Source organism: Phyllobacterium chamaecytisi, assembly GCF_020164455.1.
Lineage (GTDB): Bacteria > Pseudomonadota > Alphaproteobacteria > Rhizobiales > Rhizobiaceae > Phyllobacterium > Phyllobacterium chamaecytisi.
On record NZ_JAIQWW010000015.1, the window covers coordinates 51,477 to 71,494 of the forward strand.

The following is a 20,018-nucleotide window of genomic DNA, read 5'->3' on the forward strand; positions in this document are numbered from 1 at the left end:
CCACGTTATTTTTGACTTAACTGTTCGGGGCTAATTCGTTGAAAAATGAGTAAGCCCGACGTCAGTTACAAGAACCATCGCTTTCATCGATTCCTTTGAGCCTGCGGCTGATGGAGGAGATGCTGCTGGAGCGCGGCGTCGTCGTCTCCCATGAAACGATCCGTCGATGGGGCAGGAAGTTTGGTCCCAGCTATATCCGTCGTCTTCGTCGCAAGCGGCCTTCGCCGAATGATATTTGGCATCTTGACCTGCCACGGAAGCGTGATGGAATCAGTTCCAGGAAAGACTACCAGCCTTATCTCACGCCAAATTTGGATCTATGTCTGGCCAGGCTTTTATCAGGACTGCGACTTGAGCCGCAACGACAAAAGACCATTTCTCCAGATTGCCGTAAAGGTCTATAATTACATCGTATACTGCCTCCACGGAGGGGGCCGTCGATGAATGACCTCATTGCCTTTATGTCGCTTACAGCCATCGGTTTGATAATCGTAACAAACCTCCTGGTGACGATCTACGATTAGCTTGGCTGAGGCTCTCGGCTCTTGGACAAGACCACCAGCGGGCCGCCGGGATTGAGTGTTCTCGTGATTCGCGTTTTCGTCGACGCCGTAACCTTCCTTGCTCAAACTGGTGCACTCCGCATGACAAATGGAGAAAGTCCTATTCTCCGATAGGTATCACGGTAAGAAAATGACGGCGCCGCCGCTTGACGGTTTCTCCGATATCTCCCGTAAATCTACGGGTGGAATGGAGGAGTCATGGCCATAGACTGGATTGCTACACTACAAGAAAGGCGGACCTGGTACTGAGATCTCTACGAAGGTGGCGAAGTCGCTGATTATTCTATGGATCTCTACAATCGGTGCAGATGCTTCGGATTTCGCAGCGCAGGAACGCATTCGCGACTACGCTATCCGCCCGCCATAATCACGTTGTGACAAGCGTCCGCAATGGCATGTTGCGGTCGGCAAACCCAAAATGGTCACTCTTATTGCCTCCGTCAGAAAACTCCTGACGATCGATGCCACTATGGCCGCTCGCCAAACAAATACGGTCGTTCGCATTGGCGCGGTTCACTTGTACACCGCTATCTGGATTTAGTTGCCGCAACCTTGAAGAAGTCGCCGAGTTCCATCGGGAATGGAAACACGATCGTTGAATTCTTCTCATTGGCGATCACATTCAGCGTGCTGAGATAACGCAGTTGCATGGCTTCAGGGCGCTGCCCCAGGATATGGGCGGCCTCTAGCAATTTCTGAGCAGCTTGCTGCTCGCCCTCGGCGTTGATGACTTTGGCTCGCCGTTCGCGTTCGGCCTCGGCTTGCCTGGCGATGGCGCGCACCATCGTTTCGTTGAGATCAACATGTTTGATCTCGACATTTGCAACCTTGATGCCCCATGCGTCAGTCTGCGCGTCGAGAATTTCCTGAATATCGCTATTGAGCTTGTCTCGCTCGGCCAGCATCTCGTCAAGATCGTGCTTGCCAAGGACAGAACGTAACGTCGTCTGGGCAAGCTGGCTCGTTGCCATCAGGAAGTCCTCGACCTGGATCATCGCCCGCTCGGGATCGATCACACGGAAATAGAGAACTGCGTTGACGCGCACCGAGACATTGTCCTTCGAGATTACGTCCTGGCTTGGCACATCGTGCACCACTGTCCGCAGATCGACACGCAGCATTTGCTGGACGAAGGGGATGAGGATGATCAGGCCCGGTCCTTTAACGCCGGTGAAGCGGCCAAGCGTAAACACCACGCCGCGTTGATATTCCCGCAATATCTTGATCGCGGCAGCCAAGAGCATCAGCAGGATGATGAGAATCGGAATCAAGACAGTGATAAGCATTGGAAAGTCCTCCACTAATTGCTCTCCGGCTGATCGGGTTCGACCTTGAGGACGATGCCCTCGATGCCTGCCACACGGACCTGCTGTCCCTTTTTCAGCGGCGTCTCGGATACTGCCGCCCACCGTTCGCCATGGGCAAGGACATGCCCGCGGCGTCCACGCCACTCCAGGACCTCGCCATGCGCTCTCACCATCTCCTCGCTGCCCGTCACCACCGGGCGTTTGTGCGAGGAAAAGACCACGTGGACGATGATCAAGGAAAGCGCCAGACTGGTCAGGGCGACGCCTGCGGTCAGCGGCCAGGAAATGCGAAAAGCTGGAATGTCGGTATCGATCAATATCGTGGCGCCGGATATGAAAGCGATGACGCCGCCAATGCCCAGAACGCCGAAAGATGTCACGAACGCTTCGGAAGCCATCATCGCAAGACCGAGGATAATGAGACCAAGACCAGCAAAATTCACAGGAAGCACAGCGAGTGCGTATAGGCCGATCAGAAGGCAAATCGCGCCGATGGTTCCCGGAAAAAACGAACCCGGAGCCATGAATTCGAAGATAAGTCCGTAGATACCTATCATCATCAGGATCAGCGCGACATTCGGGTTCGTGATCACCATCAGCAGCTCCGTGCGCCAGTCCTTGTTGATCTGGTCAAGAGGAAGACCTCTGGTATCGAGCGTAATCTCATTTCCTCCCGCGCTGACTTTGCGGCCATTGGCCTGCGCCAGAAGGTCATCCACGCTCGTTGCGAGGATATCGATCACATTTTCGTTGAGCGCCGCGCTGGAGGAAAGGCTTGCCGCTTCACGCACCGCTTTTTCGGCCCAGTCGACGTTCCGGCCGCGCAGTTCAGCCAGTGAGCGGATATAGGCCGTCGCGTCGTTGATCGCTTTCGTTTCCATCGGGCTGTGCGGCGTAGGGGGAGTGACCGTGTCGTCCCCATCCTTTTTTGTCCTGGCGTCCTGATCCTTGTTCTTATTGTCCTCGCCGCTCCCTGGAAATGGCAAATCGCCGATCTGGATGGGCGTCGCTGCGCCAAGATTGGTCCCGGGCGCCATCGCCGCGATGTGACTGGCATAGAGAATGTAGGTGCCGGCGCTGGCTGCGCGTGCGCCGCTTGGACTGACATAAGTGGCTACGGGCACCGGGGAGCCGAGGATGCCACGAATGATGTCGCGCATGGACGTGTCCAGACCGCCGGGCGTGTCCATTTGCAGAATAACGAGAGGCGCGTTGCGCTCTGCCGCCGTTCGCAAGCCACGCAATATATAGTCGGATAAGGCTGGGCCAACGATGCCTTCGAGTTGCAGGACCAGCACTGTACGTGCGCTCTGTGCATCGTTCGGCAATACGGACAAAAAGCTACCGAGTAACACTACGGCAACGGAAAGGGCGGCACGATTATATCCGAACCAATCTGCGATGAATTTTCTCATCAGGCCCATGGTCCAGCTTACATCAGAGCGTTTGCTTCTGCCATATGCGCATTGAAATTCGCGCACCCAACACACACACGCCTCGGTGGCATCGACGTGCCATAGTGGGGTGATTGCAACCGTCGCGAGAAGCGGAGGACGTTATCCCATCGCAATGCCCATTGTTATAGAGATCGACCTTGACGCCGAAGAGATTCGGTCATTCGAAGTGATTTGAACACATCCACCTATCGTGAGAAAATTCCAGTGTTCGGTGAGACAGGCCTGCGGAACGCGGCAACCTCCGAACGAGGAAACACAAGGAGCCGGGGTCTCTCGGGCTCGATCTGAGAACCTCTCGCTCACCGCATGACGATCCATGTAGCTGGCTTTGCCTCAGGCTTAGTCAGGTGTGTTTCCGGTGTAGCAAAGGAAACGATCATGGCCAAAATAATTTGTGTTCTCTACGATGATCCGGTCGACGGCTATCCGAAAACATATGCACGGGACGGTCTTCCGAAAATCGACCACTATCCCGGAGGCCAAACATTCCCTTCACCCAAGGCAATAGACTTTCAACCCGGAACGCTGCTCGGAAGCCTTTCGGGTGAACTGGGTCTCCGAAAATATGTTGAATCGCTTGGCCACACGCTTGTGGTCACCGCCGACAAGGATGGTCCGGATTCAGTGTTCGAGAAGGAACTGCTTGATGCTGAAATCGTCATCTCACAGCCATTCTGGCCGGCATATTTGACTGCAGAGCGCATTACCAAGGCATCGAAGCTCAAATTGGCGCTCACGGCGGGAATCGGATCTGATCACGTCGATCTTCAGGCCGCGATCGACCGTGGCATTACCGTCGCAGAGGTTACCTATTGCAACTCCATCAGTGTCTCCGAACACGTTGTCATGATGATCCTGGGATTGGTGCGAAACTACATTCCTTCCCATCAATGGGTAGTCAAAGGCGGCTGGAACATCGCTGATTGTGTCGCCCGCTCCTATGACGTCGAGGGGATGCACGTTGGAACAGTCGCCGCAGGCCGTATTGGTCTGGCCGTGCTGCGTCGTCTCAAGCCCTTTGACATGCATCTTCACTATCATGACCGGCACCGGCTTCCGGACACCGTCGAAAAGGAACTTAACGTGACATGGCATGACACGGTCGAGGACATGGTCAAGGTCTGTGATGTCGTGACCATCAACTGCCCGCTTCATCCGGAAACGGAAAACCTGTTCAACGAGAAAATGCTCTCGAAAATGAAACGCGGCGCCTATCTGGTGAACACCGCCCGCGGCAAGATTTGCAATCGTGATGCTGTCGCCAGAGCATTGGAAAGCGGCCAGTTGGCCGGGTATGCAGGGGATGTCTGGTTTCCGCAACCGGCACCGAAAGACCATCCGTGGCGGACTATGCCGCATCACGGAATGACGCCGCACATCTCCGGAACATCCTTGTCCGCCCAGGCGCGCTACGCGGCGGGAACACGAGAAATCCTTGAATGCTGGTTCGAAGGGCGGTCCATTCGCGAGGAGTATCTGATCGTTGACGGCGGGAAACTTGCAGGTGCAGGTGCACATTCCTACAGCACCGGCGATGCGACGGCCGGGTCCGAAGAAGCAGAGCGTTTCAAGAAATGATCTTCGGTAGGCTGGCTTACGCCGCTCGCCAAAACTTAGGCAAACATACGGGTCCGCCAACAGAAACAGCTCTGGACCCGTCGGGGAGGGCGTGCCCCTGCTAGCGGGTGCGAAGCGGATTTCTCCGTTGGTCCATTTCTAGTATTGAAGACTTCTGGGCACAATCAAAAACCGTTCTTATCGGCATTTTCAAACGAACGGTTACTGCTGCCTGCCCCTATTGTATGTGTTGATTAAGCAAAGGGCAGATAGTCGATTTAATAACAAGAATTCTGACACAAATGTCGGCTTGAATCCCGGGACATTCACATCGCTGCTCATGCTCACCTCTCTCAAATAATGTGACAATGCCATCGGACGGCATGTTCAAGATGCGAGTATCTTCGAGATGGTGATTGTTTCATGTTTCCCTTCGTCCGGCTTGACCTCGACGCTCCCAAGGTTGTCGATCTCATGTAACACCTGTTCAACCTCGTCGTCGCTGAACTTGCCGATAGTCCGAAGCTTCTCGGCCAGAGCGTCAGCTGTGGTCTTTATCGGACCATAAACAAGTCGGCCATGTGCTTCGATCGTGAATAGAAGGGTAGGCGTAGTCTCGAGCATTTCGGATCTCCTGAACATCGTGGTTCTACCAAAGCACAAGAAGGACGGTTATTACCGCGGTCACTTCCCTTCCAAGAAGCGTTTAGCACGGCTTTTCAGAGGATCGTTTCTCAGTAACTGCGGGGTACTGTAAAAGTCAGGATAGTTTTCGGACAGGCCGGTTTCCTCATCCCCTGAAGCCTTCCGAGACGAACGTTGATCGTTGGAAGGTCGCTTGAAGACGTTGACGCCCAATTTGTCCACGTCCATTCTGCTTCGATGATTAGCGGTGTGCTTCTGGATCTTGCTGGCGTCCTCTATGATGGCAAAGAGGTTATTCCGGGCGCAACGAATGCTGTTGCCCGCCTGCACGAGGCTAACCTTCCTGTACGCTTCGTGAGCAACACGACACGGTCGAGCAAAGAATCCATTCTTAAGCAGCTCGACAGGCTTGGCTTTTCTGTCTCATTCAGCGAGCTTTTAACTCCAGCGCAAATAGCGCGTGAATGGCTTGGTCAACACAATCGATCGCCATACCTCCTGGTTCACCCGGACCTGGTGGTGGATTTCCACGATGTGGCGGGCGGGGATGGAAGGGCGGTCATTGTCGGCGATGCAGGCAAGGCCTTCGATTACCTGGCGCTGAACAGGGCGTTTCGAGAGCTCATCAAGGGCGCGGAATTCCTGGCGCTGGCGCCGAACCGGACATTCAAGGATGCAGATGGAGAACTCAGTCTCGACGCGGGAGCATTCGTTGCGGCACTGGAATTCGCCAGTCAAAGAAGTGCTGTTGTCTTGGGAAAGCCGTCGCCTGCGTTCTTCCTGTCCGCACTAGCCAGCATGCAATGCCCGATTGCAGAAGCCGTAATAGTCGGCGACGATGCGGAAACCGACATCGCAGGGGCCTTGCGGACCGGACTTGCTCGCGCGTTGCTGGTACGCACGGGCAAATACCGCCCCGGCGACGAGGATCGTTTCAACCCCCCACCAACCGCAACCGTCAATGACATTTCCGCGGCAGTTGACTGGATTTTGGCAGCGCGCATTCGCGAAGAATGACTCGGTCCCTGTTCCCTTTCCGGAATGGCAAGGTACATGAACTATATCGGTCGAGTATGGCCCGACTGATGGTACTGACGAAACCACTTTCTCCATAAGGTTCGACCAAAATGACGACGGATGCGAAGCCCCACGACATATCAGCATGACCAGTTGCAAAAATCACACCAATGTGGGAGTCATCTCGCGATCCAGCCTCGCCAGTTCGACGCCAATTGTGTCAGCCTCGGCGGGATTGGATTGCACAAGTGACCCGGAACTTTTTTGCGTGAAGTGCCAACACCTGGATCGAACTCTTTAGTCTCGATCAATCCACTAGACTTCACAGTTGAAGCATTCTTCCAGTATTTCCAACCTTCCCCTTGTATAAGACCGTGATCAGCCAAATCTTTCCAGTTTTTGTAAACACCCGTGTCCTCATACAAGAAATGACGCACGTCCTCGCCTGAGGAATATACGGCGTATTCTTCGGTGTGCTCCGATCGGTTTGCCACATCCGAAACCTTATGAACAAAGGTCGATAGAAACTTGAAATGCAAGAGGGCACCCGATACGCCAAGTGCTCCACGCATATCGCCCAAATTCAGGGACAACGGCCAAACCTGATGCGATGACTTGAGAAACAGGAACTCTCCCGCCACGTAAACGAGGGGTATCTTGTTGAGTGCAGGACCATCCCAGATACGGCCCTGGAAATAGACCCGCCCACGGACCCCGCCCTTGATCCATATCGTCAAATTGCGTTTGTCGAAATGTGACTCGTAACCCGAACGGTCGAAGAGGTTACAAACACCCAGGGGGTTTCTTCCGGGCTCGCATACGTTTTCAACAATTGGATTACGGCTGTACATATCGACCATGACCGATCGCAGAGAACGACCGCCCACGGAATCCATGTAAGCGGTCAACTGGCTGATCGGCCTTGTGTCGCAATGCGGGTAAACCAGAAATTCATCGGCATCGACGTAAAGGACCCATTTTTCCTGGCAATACCGGTTGATGACTTCGTTGATCCAGTCGTTTCCAAACCTTGCTGCCTTGTAGGACCCGTTGGCCGAAAGGAGGGACACGTCGTCGAAGCTGGACAGCTGTTCTACCGTCCCATCGGTCGACCCGTTATCGATGCAAAGAAAATGCTCAAATCCAAGATCGCGATAATACTGCAGAAAGAAGGCCAGCCGATGCCCTTCGTCGCGGATGACGCATATGACAACATGGCGCGCGTGCTTGAGCCCGCTGCGCAGCAGGTCGCACTTGACCTGCCTGGCTTTCAGAGACCGCCGCAGTCGGGCCTTTGCGTAGTGTGAAATGCTGGCAAGGGAAGCACTGTTAATCATGCTCTTTCGACCATCACACGACATAATCGCCGACAAGCAGACCCTGGACTTGCGGGTTGGGCTTGTCCTCCTGCAACGCGTGTTTGATACGTTCCCGAATTGAACGATACTTGTATAACATTTTACGGTCGAATGTTATTCCGCGGTATAGCGCGTCGTATACCGGGTGCGATTTGCGTAAGTCGACGTAAACTTGGCTTTCTGCATCGCTCCATGGAAAGAAGGTCCCATGCCACGGCTTTGGATGCGCCATGTAGTGCACGATGGACAAGGAGGACATGTTCACAAGATGAAGAAACTGCTTCGGAAAGTTCCAGCGGTTCGACACGAGGATGAGTGAAGATCCGCAAACATAGTTCAGTGCACCTTGATCATGTTTACCCTCGCAGGCCGCCGGATTTTTCACAAAAAGTTCTAACGCCTCTTGCCCGATCCAGCCGTTACGGTGAAACTTCAGAACACCCGCGTTGAAATAGTGGCTGTCTCTTCCGCTGTGGAGGAGCTTATGGATCGATGTGTAATCACGCGCTGCAAAGAACTTTCCCTCAGGGGCGACGGCGTTTTCGAGCTCAGCCAGATTGCTGACGACCTGTGTGTCCCCATCGAGGTAAATAATCTGGGTGTACTCAGCGGGCAGGACCTGGCAAAGGACAAGCTTGGCCATCGTGCTGACGCTGATGCGTCCCTGGAAATGCGAGCCGTCGAGTTTGCCGAGCGAGTCCTTCAATGCTGCAGTCGCATCGATCAGTTCGACCCCGCTCATCGCGAGCAGACCTTTCAACTCTGCAAAATTATCAAGGTGTTCCGACATGAGGACGCAGACGTCGGTCGCTGCGCTGGCGAATTTGCGAGCCTGGAGGGCCGAAAGAATAGTGGGAAACGCATACTCGACATCCGTAACGTAAACGACGCATTGATTGTTCATATCACCGCCCCTCTGATTGGTCTTCGCCGGGAACACCCCTTATTGAACCCGTCACTGATACTGTCGTATGGAAACGCGATCCGGTATTTTGTTGCCAAATGCGTAACTGAGCGCCGTCGGTTTGAAATAAAGGGCTGGTTGACGACGATTTTTGAGCGTTTAATTGTTGAAATTTTAACCGCGGCGGGCGTTCCAATATCGTCAGTCTGGGGTGCCAAATCGCAAAGACCGGCAGTTGGGACCTGGTCGTGATGCAACGGGAGGGAGGATGACAATGCTGAGCGGCGCAATCGTCGTGATGGTGATTTCGATCACGGCCGGGACCGCCATCCGTGTCTGGGCATTCGCAATCTTTGCGTTTTTCGTGGCAACTGGCTTGGGGGTCGTAACCTTCACCCAGGGCTCTTCCCTGATTGCCGCTGCGCTCTCCAGCGTTGCTATCCTTGCGCTCATGGAGGTCAGTTACCTGGTGGGCGTCTTTTTGTCGGGACTTTGGCGTCGCACTCGCAAACTTCCAAAAAATGGTTCCGCCGCTGATCCGGCGCATGCGGCAGACGAGCACCGCGGGAGCTGACTTTCCGCAGGGGCTTGCCGAACTGCTTTCGTGCGCCAACCACCTGTCATCAACGATCTTCAAGGCGCGACGCGTAGAAAACCTTCGGGTCCGCCCGGATGCGGCTATGATTGGTCGGGATCGCAAGTGGCGTATCATGGCGCTGAAACCATCGGCGTTCTCATCGAAGATGCCGCCTGGGGATATGGGCTCACAGGCGACGGAGCCGCGCGTCGTGGTGAGACGTGGGAGCCGGCAAGGCAACCGGTGGCCAGCCCTGCGGTAATACTGAACAGCAAGCCGAGGTCAGTACTGCTCCCGGAGATCGTCGCCGAGGCGATCTGGGCGATTGACGCCATCACGGCGGCAATTCCGATTGCCCGGTCCTCTCGATCACTTGATTTGTGGCGACTGGCCGCTGTCAAGAGGCTGTACAGGAAGATGGCGAAAAGCACGGTGCCGCACAATCCAACATTCGACAGCAATGCGGCAATAAAACTGGAAGCCCGGACTGTGCCGAGCCCAGCGCCGAAAGTGGCGGTCTCAACGAATGAGACGAGCGCCAGAGTGTTCCAGGCGGTGCGTTCTTCGCCCGATTGAGACTGGAGCTTGTCTGCGAAGGTAATGCTCGTGAGGTCCGTCACCGAATTCCACGCGTCCGGTATCAGCATGAGTGCGACGATCACGCAGGGAACCATGAACAGTGTGACGACCAGGAAAGCAGCATAGGGGGCCGTGGCCCGGCCACTGGGGAGGCGTTTCAGGCTTAGAAGTACGACGAGGCCGAGAACAAGCAGACCGGCAATGTAGGCAGTTGTTGACGTGCACAGTATGATAGTCGCGCCAACAGATACCGTTGCCAGACCGGTCAGGCGGCTTGGAAAACGCTCCAGCCAAAGCAAGAGCGTGAAAGAAAAGAAGACCAATGCGGCCGATCCGTAGGAGCTTGCTTCGGGAAAGGAACCGACGATGCGTTTGAAACCGCTGATCGTCTCAGCCGTGTGCATCGTATAGTTGGCATTGCGTATGAAATCGAGTAGCTCGGCCTGGTCGGTCATGAACGCTCCGATATCGAGCAGCGCCAGGCCGAGGCACGCCATGGCCGTCACGATCAAACTTCGAGCGATGAGACGGGCGTGCCCGAGCCGGGTGAGGCCACTGATGACGGCAAAGCATGCGAGGTCGCCGAGCAGATAGGCAGCCTGTGTAAAATTGGACGAACCTGGAGCCAGCGGAGAGGCCACTGTCGACATCGTCCCCGACGCGTCGCGGGCGGACGAGTAGACGAGCGTTGCACCGGCAAAGATGCGGGGCAGAAAGAAAGCCGATACGGCGGAGAACAGGATATAGACAGCGAACCAGAAGCCGGGGCCCGGATACGCAATGCTGGCCAAGGCGGCCTGTGTTTCTATGGGGCGTAGCAAGGCGGTCGCGACAAAGAAAAGCACCAGAAGATGGCTGGGTTGGATGCTACCACCACCAAGCGAGGGCAGCTGGAGCGCCGCCGCTGCTCCAAAGAGCGTCGACAAACAAAGTGTCCCGATTGCAAAGCGTGCTCCGTAGACCACACTAAGTGCGCCAAGCAGGAGGACGAAGTAGCCGATCGGTTCTATCGTCATGCTTCAGCTTCCGATCTGGACAGTGATTGCATGGCCTGCATTTGCAATGCACGCGGTGGCGTTTCCAGCCGTCTTTCCCGGATCTGCCGGAAAGAAAGAGGGCAGGCCGGGCCACCGGCCCCGATGACATCTTCCTCAATCACGGATGCCTCCACTTTCGATCTTGCTTGAGACATCGAAGCGGGAAACCGACGGACCGCTTGGCGCGACCTCGGAAAGCAAGGCAGCCGATGCCTGCGGTGGAAGCAGAGAGGACGCTTGAGCGTCCGCGTCGACACCGATCTCGACGAGGTCGTGCGGCAGCAGGGTGGTCGTCTCATCCGCTTCGATCGTATGATAGGTTCCATCATCGCTGCGACGCACGATCTTGAAGGTTTTCTGTGTACTTCCGAGGCTCGTCGTCTCCGTCCCAATCCGGGCGACTTGAGCACTATACCCCGCCTGCTCGCCCAGCAGCTGCGCTACCTGGATGTCGATTGCCGCCTTGCTGATATCAAGATCAACCGTATTGAGCAGCTGTTGGTTTTCTGCGTTCTGCTTGTTGATGATCCCTGTCTTTTCGCGCTCACTGTCGCTCAGCGCCTGACGGGCCTTGGTCAGGGCAATTTCCAGATCGAGCATGCTGCCTTGGGCATCCGCCAATGCGCGATCGAGTGAAAATTGGCGTGCGTTGTTCGACAGACCTTTGCTCGCGAGGCCGTTGACAGCATCCAGTTCCTCCTGCGCAAGGGCGATCTGTCGTTTTTGAGAGATGATCTTGGCTTCGAGTGACTGGATTTCCTGACTGTACAGACGGCTGAGATCATTCGCCGCCGCGATCTGGCTGTCGGACTCGACGCGTCGCAGCCGCATCAGGTTGGACTCCTCCGTCTTCAGTTTCTCGACATCCGGCGTTCCCACGAGTTCGCCAGGAATAGCGAAGCTGGGTTCGCCGGCGATCTCGGCGCGCAAACGGGCCTGCCGCATTAGAAGATCACGCCGGCTGAGGATGGCGGTGCGATAGGCCCCGGCAGCCTGGATCCGATCGCGCTCGAAGACGGCATTCCCCTCACGCGCCCGCAAAAAGCCGCCCGCGATGCTCACCGCCTTCATTACGGTCATGTTCGTCACAAAAGGATAGCGCCCCGGGGTCTGCACGGTTCCTGTCACGAAGATTGGCGCGTGCTCGGCGATCTCGACGGCAATGAAGGGTTTTCCCGGCAACTCGGCCTTCTCGGCCAGCGCGCTCGCGATAGTGTCGGCGAGTTGCTCTGTCGTCTTCCCATTCGCCTTTATCTGACCCGCGATCGGGATCGATAGATTGCCCATATCGTCGACGGCATATATTCCCTCAAGCGCGTCCCAACTGGCGTATCGGGTATCCGACGATCGCCACTCGACGATGCGTAACTTTATCTTGTCTTCTGCCACCAGCGTATACGTGTCGGCACTGGCCGCGCTCCAGTTGCTCATGCACGAGAAGACAAGCAAGAGAAGGCCGGCAAATACGAGGCGCTCGGGCAAAATCCGAATTTTCGAGTATGACAGACGCAGCAGTCTGCCGGTGTGTCCTGTAGGGGGACTTGACCGCCTGTTGAGCACTGGCAAGGACATGCATTGCATGACGTCTGCTACCTCCGTTTCGTTGCGATGGATGGTGAAGACATCTCACGATTAGAAGAAATGCCGAATTCGAGGATGCGCAAGGGAGACGCACGACCTATGAGAAGATCTGCCAGGGCAAGCATGTTACCGCCCAAACGCCCCCGCCGATCGACAGAACGGTCGCCAAGCAGCGCGCCGCGAGCGTTTGCCAGAATGTTGCGGCCAATTTGTGCGATCGCGCGCGCCTTCGACATCGTGCCCTTCCTGATCAGGTGGGCAGGATTGGCTATCTGCGAATAGCCGAGCCGTAGACCGGGCTGACGCGCGGATTTGACACCCAGATGAACACCGCGAGCGCCCGCAACGCGGACCGATCTGCCGTAGCGGGCGATGGATCTGCTGAAATCGACATCCTCGAGCCAGCCATAGAGCGGGAGCTGCTCATCAAAGGTAAGGCCATGCTCGATAACGGCCGACAGGCGGACCACCATGTTGCACCCGTAGGCGTTATAGACATCCGTCACCAACACAGCCCGCTCGCCAGCCGTCTCGATGATTTCAAGGGCCTCGGACATGGTAAGGCCACCGCCAAGGATGCCGTCGGCCAGGACCTCGCCAGTTGCGATGGTCACGTCCGGTTCGTGAGCGAAGACCGCTTCCATACGTGATATGAAGTTCGGGGCCGGAATGAAGTCGTCGTCCAGAAAGATCAGAATATCCGTATCGGGGACGGCCGCCCGGAGAATCCTGTTGCGTTGGCAGGTCAACCCGCGGGAGCCGACAATAAGCTCCACGTCGAGGCGATTATCGAGCTCGGCTGCATCGTCGATGTCTGGTACGCAGACGATGATCCGCGCTGGGCGGTTTCGCAGGCCGGCAAGATAGTCGATCGTCGCCAGCAGTGTTGCAGGGCGGCCTGCTGAAGCGATGCCCACGGAAATTCTTAATTGCCGGGTCATGACTGCATTCCCGGCGGCGCTTTGTTGATGATCGCGCCGAGAACCTCCGCGCCGACATTTCGTATACCGTCTATCACTCGCACGGCATCGTCGATCGAGGTGCGTCCATGCCACGTGATTACCAGGACTCCGTCCAGCTCTGGCGCTATCGCATTGGCATCCGGGGATGTGGAGACGGCGGAAATGTCGACGAATATGGCGTCAAATTCCTTTTTCAGATCGTTGAAGTTCAATTGGGTGCGACCGGAGCTCAAACGAATGGCCGGCGTTATCCCGCGCATCTTGCCAAGGGGAAGAAATTTCAACGTCGGGGTGAGGGGCAATGCAGCGGTCTGGATCAGGTCGGCATTATCGAGAACGTCGATAAGGCCTGCCGAGCAATGCGGCGCGATCGAACCGCTGAGGGAAGATTTTTCCGCCGCCGCATCGATCAGGAGTGTGCGAGATCCCGACTCGGCTGACTGGACCGCAAGCTCGCAAGCTATAGTCGACGCTCCGCTCCCCGGATTAACGGCAACGATCCCGATGACGACCTTTCGCCTCCGCCGAAGTCCTGCGATCGTTGCGCCCAATTCCGCCATACCAGGTATGATCGGATAAGTGGCCGTGCTGCCGCTGCGGGCTTCAGCGGCCACGAAGTATCCAGCGTGGCCATGGCGAGTCTTTTCCGATCTCGCCAATAATGTAACGAAGGGCAGTTCAGCCGCCTCCGCGAGTCGTTGGCCGCGGACGATCCGGCGGTCACCGGCGTGCCGAATCATGGCCAGCATCAGGCCGGCGCCCGCTCCTACCGCTGTAGCGAAGGCAACGATGAGCCCGCTGCGCGGCCTTGCCTTGGAAAGCGGCAACGTGGCTTGCGAGACAATCGTGGCATCGGAAACAGGGAAGGATATACGCTGCTTGGCCTCAGTAAACTGATTAAGAGTATTCTCGTATAAAGTGCGGCGCGCATCCGCCGCACTTTGCAATTCCGCGAGTTTGAACTGATCGCGCGGATTACTTTTGAACGTGGCCAAAGCATTGGCAGCTTCGGTTAGTCCGCGCTGTTGCTCGATAACAAATTTTTCCAGCCACGCGCTGTATTGCCGCGCGGCTTCGGCCTTCATCAGTATGTTTTTCCGGATGTATTCCTCGGCGACCGTATCGGCAATTTCGACCGCTTTCTTGGGGCTGGATGCATCGGCCGACACCTCGATGATCGTCGAGCGTCCAATCCGGCGCAGTGCCACCATGTTTCGCAACCTGGCGGTAACCCGATCTGACCGCTGCGTCTCTTTGGCCAGCGATGCTGGCTGCGCCGCAGCTACCGGATCGTCTGTTTCCGCATCCTTTTGCAAATTTCCCGTCAGCCAACCTTTTGCAGTGTCCTGCAGCGAAGGCGCCTTGTCGGCAAATGCAGGATCATTGGCAAGGTCAAGCGCCTTCGCCGTTTGACCGAGTACATCGCTGGATTTGGCAATTTCCAGCTGTGCCTCAAGGAATGCATCCGCCTCGACGGCCCGTTGCGCGTCAGAACCGTTCACTTGGGGAAAGACCAAAAGTTGGGTGCTGGCAACGAATGTCGGCTGGGCGGTGAGGACATAGGCCGCGGCCACGCCGAGGAAGGCACTGGTCGTAACGATGATCCACGCCCAGCGCATCCTTAGAAAAAAGACCATGTCCCGCATGGTCAGCGGTGAACTCCCACCCGTGGTTGGGGTGGGCAGGGGTATTGAGGAAACACCGCTAAAGATGCGACTGGAGGTCATTTAGTCTCAATCCAAAATGGCACGATCACGGTATAGCCAGGGGCTAGTCGCAGGTTAAACATGTAGAGGAATGTCTTTCGATTTCTGGACAAGGACGGCAGTGCTCCCCGAATCCGTCTAGTAGGACCCGCGCCTTAAAAACAGGACCGGAATGGTCTTCGCCATGATGAGAAAATCCCGACTGAGCGACCAATTGTCGAGGTAGTGAACGTCGAGAGAAACCCGATGCTGGTAGCTGACATCGTTGCGCCCACTGGTTTGCCAGTGACCGGTCAGTCCGGGTCTCCCCTCCATGTAGGCCGAGATATGCTCGCCGTAGCGGGGCAGCTCCTCGAGCGTGATCGGCCGTGGTCCCACCAGACTCATATCGCCGCGCACGACGTTGAGCAGTTGCGGAAGCTCGTCGATACTCGATTTTCGAAGAATCTCGCCGACGGCCGTGACCCTGGGATCGTTCTTGAGCTTGCGCGTTGCCTCCCATTCAGTTCTTGCCGCCCGATCGGTTTGCAGCAAGTGCGCAAGCTGGTCACTCGCATCAGTCTTCATGGTACGAAACTTGAGACATCCAAACGCAGCGCCACCAAAGCCGATCCGGGTATGGGAATAAAAGACCGGGCCTTTGTCACCAAGCTTCACGATTATTGCGACTATCAGGAAAAGCGGGGAGAGGAGCGCCAAAGCGGCGATCGCTATCAAAAGGTCTACCGTTCGCTTTGACCATCTGCCGATCGCGTGAGGTCGGGCAACGTGGAGATCACCGCCTTGCTCGGGCTTCTGGACGCCCGACCAGGATTCGCCAACTTCAATGCCCTGTGCATCCCATGTCATCGGTCGTCTCCTACAATTTCCGGTTACCAGTGAAACTTTGGTGCACTGCAACCGGATTGTCTGTGACCGAGGTCATAATCGTGAACAAATTCTTTATGGTAATAAGACGACGCAGGGGAATCCTGCGACGGCAAGCTCCGATGACTAAATCTAAGTGACTAACAGTATAAATAAAAAAGTCTATCGAGAGTTACTTTACACGTATAAATTCGCTGCTTTTAACTAAGCATTGTAGGATTTTTGTCACGAATGGTTCATATGTGAGCACATTACTATACAATTGTTAGGCAATCTGCAATAAATTATATCGTCTCCAATAATATATTCGATACTCTCTATTCATGTATACCTTACTCGACATGCAATGTTACTTGACACTCAAACTGAGCCATTATAAATGATGCAGTGCAGCATCAACTATAACCATCCAGAATTTGGGAGTTATGCGCATGGACGGGGCTACACACACACACGATTGCAGAGTCGGTATCGCCAAGGCAGCGGTTCCAGAGGGCATCCAGTTAAGCAACCGTAGTGTACCGGATGATGAATTCCCCCTCTGCCATTCAAACGCTCGAAGCTTCCAGCGCGGTGAGATCATCGCTGGGGCCGGTGTCCTCGTTGATATGTTTGCTCGCGTTCAGCGGGGCTTCGTCAGCGCGAGCACGATGCTGCCCGACGGCAGGGAATTTATCGTTGAAATTATTCCCAAAGCGGGGCTCATCGGCGATCTCGAGGTCCTGCGCCGGCAAATGTTGAATCTCGAATATCGAGCCAGTTCCGATTGCGAACTGCATTTTTTCGAAGGCCGCTTGCTGCGCGAACGATATGCCAGCGATCCTCGTTTCCGGGAGAAAGTTGTTTACAGGGCATTGGCTCGTGTTGCGGAGCTCGAGCTGCGGATCATTTCCAACGCAGGGTCGTGCTTGCAATCCAGGCTGGCCAGCACGCTTTTGCGGCTCTCCACCGTCTATGGGAAAGATACTCCGGACAACCAGGACGAGCTGATCATTTCGCAATACGACTTGGCCGCAACTCTTCCGGCTTCCCGCGAAAAGGTCAATCAGTGTCTGCGACGCTGGCGCGAGCGCAAGATAGTCGACGGATCTCAAGGCAAGATTCGCATTCTTAACCGCAAAGCACTTGAGGCTTATGCCGATGGCGCGGCATTGGTGAAATGATGCCGACTTTCCTTCCCAACCCGGATTGTTCTGACCAACTTGGATCGGCCTGGTCGACCGTACGATCACTGGTTCCCGGGAGATATGGGAAGTGGCCTGGAAATGCCGCGCTGTATAGCTCAACAATTGCTCGCGTGGTCATCATCGATGATTATTCGACGGCCAGAGGCGGCGCGACAGCTCTATCCGTACTGTCGGCTAAACTGTTTCGTGGCCTCGACATCCCGGTGACTTATATTTGCGGGGACGACGGCGCCAACACAGAACTTGCTGCCCTTGGAGTTTCCATCGTGCCGCTCAACAGCCGCGATCTGATCAACGCCGAGCGCGCGAAGGCTTTTGTCTCAGGTATTCACAATGTCCTCGCCGTTCGGATGATCGCGACCTGGATCCGTGCAAACGACACACCGAACACAAGCTATCACGTCCATGGCTGGTCCAAGATCCTGTCTCCGGCGATATTCAAGGCGCTGGTGCCCGTCGCGAGGCGATGTGTGGTTCACGCGCACGATTTCTTCACCGCTTGTCCCAACGGCGCCTTCTTTGATTATCAGGCGCAAGAGATTTGTCTTCGGCGTCCGCTCGGGGTGAGCTGCATCGCCACCGCCTGCGACAAGAGAAACTATTCGCACAAATTATGGCGAGTTGCCCGCGGCTCCAATCTCGTTCGGCTTCTGCGCAATCAGGCCGATTTCGGTAGAATAGTCCTACTGCACGAGAAGATGACGAGCTTCTTCCTTCGTGCGGGCTATCCGGCTGAACGCCTGACGACGATCCGCAATCCCATCGCACCGCTGTCTACCGAACGCGTTGAGGCAGAAGCCAACGACGAATTCGTCTTCATCGGACGATTGGACGAGGAAAAAGGCGTGGAAGACGCCGTGGCTGCCACGCGCAGAGCGGGCGCAAAACTTTGCGTGATCGGGGACGGGCCGCTGATGGAACGGGTGGCAATGTCCGGAGATCACGTGCGGACAGTCGGTTGGCAGTCGCAGGCAGAGATGGGCAAGACGATTCGTCAGGCAAGCGCGCTGCTTATGCCCTCGCGCTATCCCGAGCCGTTCGGTCTTGTCGCTATTGAAGCTGCCGGGAGCGGCGTCCCCGTCATCATGACTCGAGGCGCCTTTCTCGCCGAGGAGATGGAAGGGGCTGGAATCGCGCTTTCCTGCGACACGACCAACGAGCGCGCCTTTGCCGATACACTGACGACATTTCGCACGATGCCGAAGCACGAGGTTCGCCGGATGAGCGAGCGTGCTTTCCGACTGGCGCCAAACCTCGCCTCAACACACGAAGAATGGCGCGATGCCCTTCTTAAAGAATACCACAGCCTGATTTCGACAAATGTAATGCCCGGGCCGTCGGACGCGGTGATGAAACAAGGAGCACTCAGTTGACCCTCGAAGCAACAACCTCTCTTCCGGAAGCCGTAGCATTTCTGGCTGAAGCGCCAGTTATGACGAAACGCCGCGCCATCGAGACCAGCAGCAAAAGCGATACCAAGCAGCTTCGCGTTGCCATCGTGCACTACTGGCTTGTATCGATGCGTGGCGGCGAAAAAGTCGTCGAAGAGCTTTGCCGCATGTTTCCGCAGGCTGACATCTTCACCCTTGTCTGCAATCCGGATCGCATCAGCGATTTTCTCAAGACGCGCAATATCCGCACGTCTTTTTTGCAGAAGATTCCCGGTGCGAAACGGCATTACACGAAGATGCTGCCGCTGATGCCGTTCGCGCTCGAGCAGTTCGATCTGCAGGAGTACGATCTGGTGCTGTCAAGCGAATCCGGACCTGCCAAAGGCGTCATCACGCGCGCGGACGCCCTTCATATATGCTACTGTCATTCGCCGATGCGTTACATCTGGGATCAGTTTCACGTGTATCGGCTGGGTCTTCCGTGGCTGGGCCGGGCATTGATGTCGATCACGGCACCGATGCTACGTGCCTGGGACGTGACAACCGCTTCGCGGGTCGATGTCTTTGTGGCGAACTCCAGCTACGTCGCAAACCGCATCCAACGCTTCTACGATCGGGATTCCGCCGTCATTCATCCGCCCGTTGCGACTGATGATTTTGCAGTGGGGAGGGGAAAGGGCGAGTTTTACCTCTATGCGGGGCAGTTGACGGCCTACAAGCGGCCAGATATTGCCGTTCGCGCCTGCACCGAGAGCGGCCGGAAATTGATAGTGATTGGAGAGGGAGAGCAGGCGGCATATCTCAAGTCGATTGCCGGACCCACCGTTCAATTCCTCGGCCACCAGCCCTTCCCCGTTTTGCGTGATCATCTGTCGCGATGCCGCGCTCTGCTTTTTCCCGGCACCGAGGATTTCGGCATTCTGCCGGTGGAAGCTATGGCATCGGGGCGGCCAGTTCTGGCTTTCGACGCTGGCGGGGCCCGCGAGACCGTTTCTTCATCCCATGTCGGGCTCCGCTTCGCAGTACAATCCAAGGAATCACTTTTGGATGCGATGGTATCGTTCGAGGAGATCGAGGACGATTTCGATCCGCATGCGATCCGCGATCATGCCCTGAAGTTCTCCTCCATGGTCTTCCGCGATCGGCTGACCGCCCTCATTGACGAACAGTTGTCCAGGCGTACTGACGCATCCGCGAGATCTTTCCAAGGACGGTCGCATTGATGGGTCGGGCGGACATCGATGTATTGCGCAGATTGAGGCGCCTCACTGGGAAACGGCGACGGTGCAGCCGTCATTCTTTTCCTGCCCGGTCTAATTCGTC

At 56.0% G+C, this 20,018-nt stretch carries 16 protein-coding genes and 1 pseudogene; 7 read left to right on the top strand and 10 right to left on the bottom strand.

From position 1 onward, the window contains the following. Nucleotides 1-45: 45 nt before the first annotated feature. Nucleotides 46-248: pseudogene (locus LB462_RS20995) on the top strand (IS6 family transposase); the annotation flags it as partial. An 842-nt stretch (nt 249-1,090) separates the two neighbouring features. Here the strand turns inward: LB462_RS20995 and LB462_RS21000 are convergent. After that, nucleotides 1,091-1,849 carry a slipin family protein gene (locus LB462_RS21000; RefSeq protein ID WP_224512038.1) on the bottom strand — a complete coding sequence of 253 codons (759 nt, stop codon included), beginning with the start codon at nt 1,847-1,849 and terminating at the stop codon, nt 1,091-1,093. Between the two features lie 14 nt (nt 1,850-1,863). Next, nucleotides 1,864-3,285, bottom strand: coding sequence for an NfeD family protein (locus LB462_RS21005; RefSeq protein ID WP_224512040.1), 1,422 nt, complete (start codon nt 3,283-3,285; stop codon nt 1,864-1,866). 420 nt (nt 3,286-3,705) lie between these two features. On the opposite strand from LB462_RS21005, the gene LB462_RS21010 reads away from it, so the two are divergent. Next, nucleotides 3,706-4,905, top strand: a complete 1,200-nt coding sequence (locus LB462_RS21010) for an NAD-dependent formate dehydrogenase (protein ID WP_224512042.1) — start codon at nt 3,706-3,708, stop codon at nt 4,903-4,905. 366 nt (nt 4,906-5,271) lie between these two features. On the opposite strand, the gene LB462_RS21015 is transcribed toward LB462_RS21010, so the two are convergent. Further along, nucleotides 5,272-5,508 (bottom strand): hypothetical protein, encoded by a 237-nt coding sequence (locus LB462_RS21015; protein WP_224512044.1) that lies wholly within the window; start codon nt 5,506-5,508, stop codon nt 5,272-5,274. 258 nt (nt 5,509-5,766) lie between these two features. Here LB462_RS21015 and LB462_RS21020 point away from each other — a divergent pair, with 258 nt between their 5' ends. Continuing rightward, complete coding sequence (locus LB462_RS21020; RefSeq protein WP_224512259.1) at nt 5,767-6,546, top strand: TIGR01458 family HAD-type hydrolase; 780 nt, start codon at nt 5,767-5,769, stop codon at nt 6,544-6,546. Between the two features lie 179 nt (nt 6,547-6,725). On the opposite strand, the gene LB462_RS21025 is transcribed toward LB462_RS21020, so the two are convergent. Both LB462_RS21025 and LB462_RS21030 read right to left on the bottom strand, forming a co-directional pair. After that, a complete protein-coding gene (locus tag LB462_RS21025; RefSeq protein WP_224512054.1) occupies nt 6,726-7,883 on the bottom strand; it encodes a glycosyltransferase family 2 protein in 1,158 nt (385 codons plus the stop codon). A gap of 13 nt (nt 7,884-7,896) precedes the next feature. Next, nucleotides 7,897-8,808, bottom strand: coding sequence for a glycosyltransferase family 8 protein (locus tag LB462_RS21030; RefSeq protein WP_224512057.1), 912 nt, complete (start codon nt 8,806-8,808; stop codon nt 7,897-7,899). Between the two features lie 268 nt (nt 8,809-9,076). On the opposite strand from LB462_RS21030, the gene LB462_RS21035 reads away from it, so the two are divergent. Next, on the top strand, nt 9,077-9,382 hold the full coding sequence (locus LB462_RS21035; RefSeq protein WP_370637250.1) for a hypothetical protein: 306 nt from the start codon (nt 9,077-9,079) through the stop codon (nt 9,380-9,382). 134 nt (nt 9,383-9,516) lie between these two features. Here the strand turns inward: LB462_RS21035 and LB462_RS21040 are convergent, their stop codons facing one another. From LB462_RS21040 to LB462_RS21060, 5 genes are all read right to left on the bottom strand, one after another. Continuing rightward, nucleotides 9,517-10,980, bottom strand: coding sequence for a hypothetical protein (locus LB462_RS21040; RefSeq protein WP_224512059.1), 1,464 nt, complete (start codon nt 10,978-10,980; stop codon nt 9,517-9,519). A gap of 135 nt (nt 10,981-11,115) precedes the next feature. Further along, the gene (locus LB462_RS21045; protein ID WP_224512262.1) at nt 11,116-12,432 is read right to left on the bottom strand and encodes a polysaccharide biosynthesis/export family protein; all 1,317 of its coding nucleotides are present in this window, start codon (nt 12,430-12,432) and stop codon (nt 11,116-11,118) included. 158 nt (nt 12,433-12,590) lie between these two features. Continuing rightward, nucleotides 12,591-13,523: a glycosyltransferase family 2 protein gene (locus tag LB462_RS21050; RefSeq protein WP_224512061.1), complete on the bottom strand. Its 933-nt coding sequence runs from the start codon at nt 13,521-13,523 to the stop codon at nt 12,591-12,593. Then, entirely contained in the window at nt 13,520-15,271 is a 1,752-nt protein-coding gene (locus tag LB462_RS21055; RefSeq protein ID WP_224512063.1) for a GumC family protein, read from the bottom strand. Before LB462_RS21055 ends, LB462_RS21050 begins: the two co-directional genes overlap by 4 nt. Nucleotides 15,272-15,388: 117 nt before the next feature. Then, nucleotides 15,389-16,099: a sugar transferase gene (locus tag LB462_RS21060; protein WP_224512065.1), complete on the bottom strand. Its 711-nt coding sequence runs from the start codon at nt 16,097-16,099 to the stop codon at nt 15,389-15,391. 449 nt (nt 16,100-16,548) lie between these two features. On the opposite strand from LB462_RS21060, the gene LB462_RS21065 reads away from it, so the two are divergent. From LB462_RS21065 to LB462_RS21075, 3 genes are read left to right on the top strand one after another with little or no spacing between them, the layout of a single operon-like run. Then, nucleotides 16,549-17,280, top strand: a complete 732-nt coding sequence (locus tag LB462_RS21065; RefSeq protein ID WP_224512068.1) for a Crp/Fnr family transcriptional regulator — start codon at nt 16,549-16,551, stop codon at nt 17,278-17,280. Then, on the top strand, nt 17,280-18,677 hold the full coding sequence (locus LB462_RS21070) for a glycosyltransferase family 4 protein (protein WP_370637257.1): 1,398 nt from the start codon (nt 17,280-17,282) through the stop codon (nt 18,675-18,677). The genes LB462_RS21065 and LB462_RS21070 overlap by 1 nt, the downstream gene beginning before the upstream one ends. Next, complete coding sequence (locus LB462_RS21075) at nt 18,674-19,918, top strand: glycosyltransferase family 4 protein (protein ID WP_224512070.1); 1,245 nt, start codon at nt 18,674-18,676, stop codon at nt 19,916-19,918. Before LB462_RS21070 ends, LB462_RS21075 begins: the two co-directional genes overlap by 4 nt. Nucleotides 19,919-20,018 lie beyond the last annotated feature (100 nt).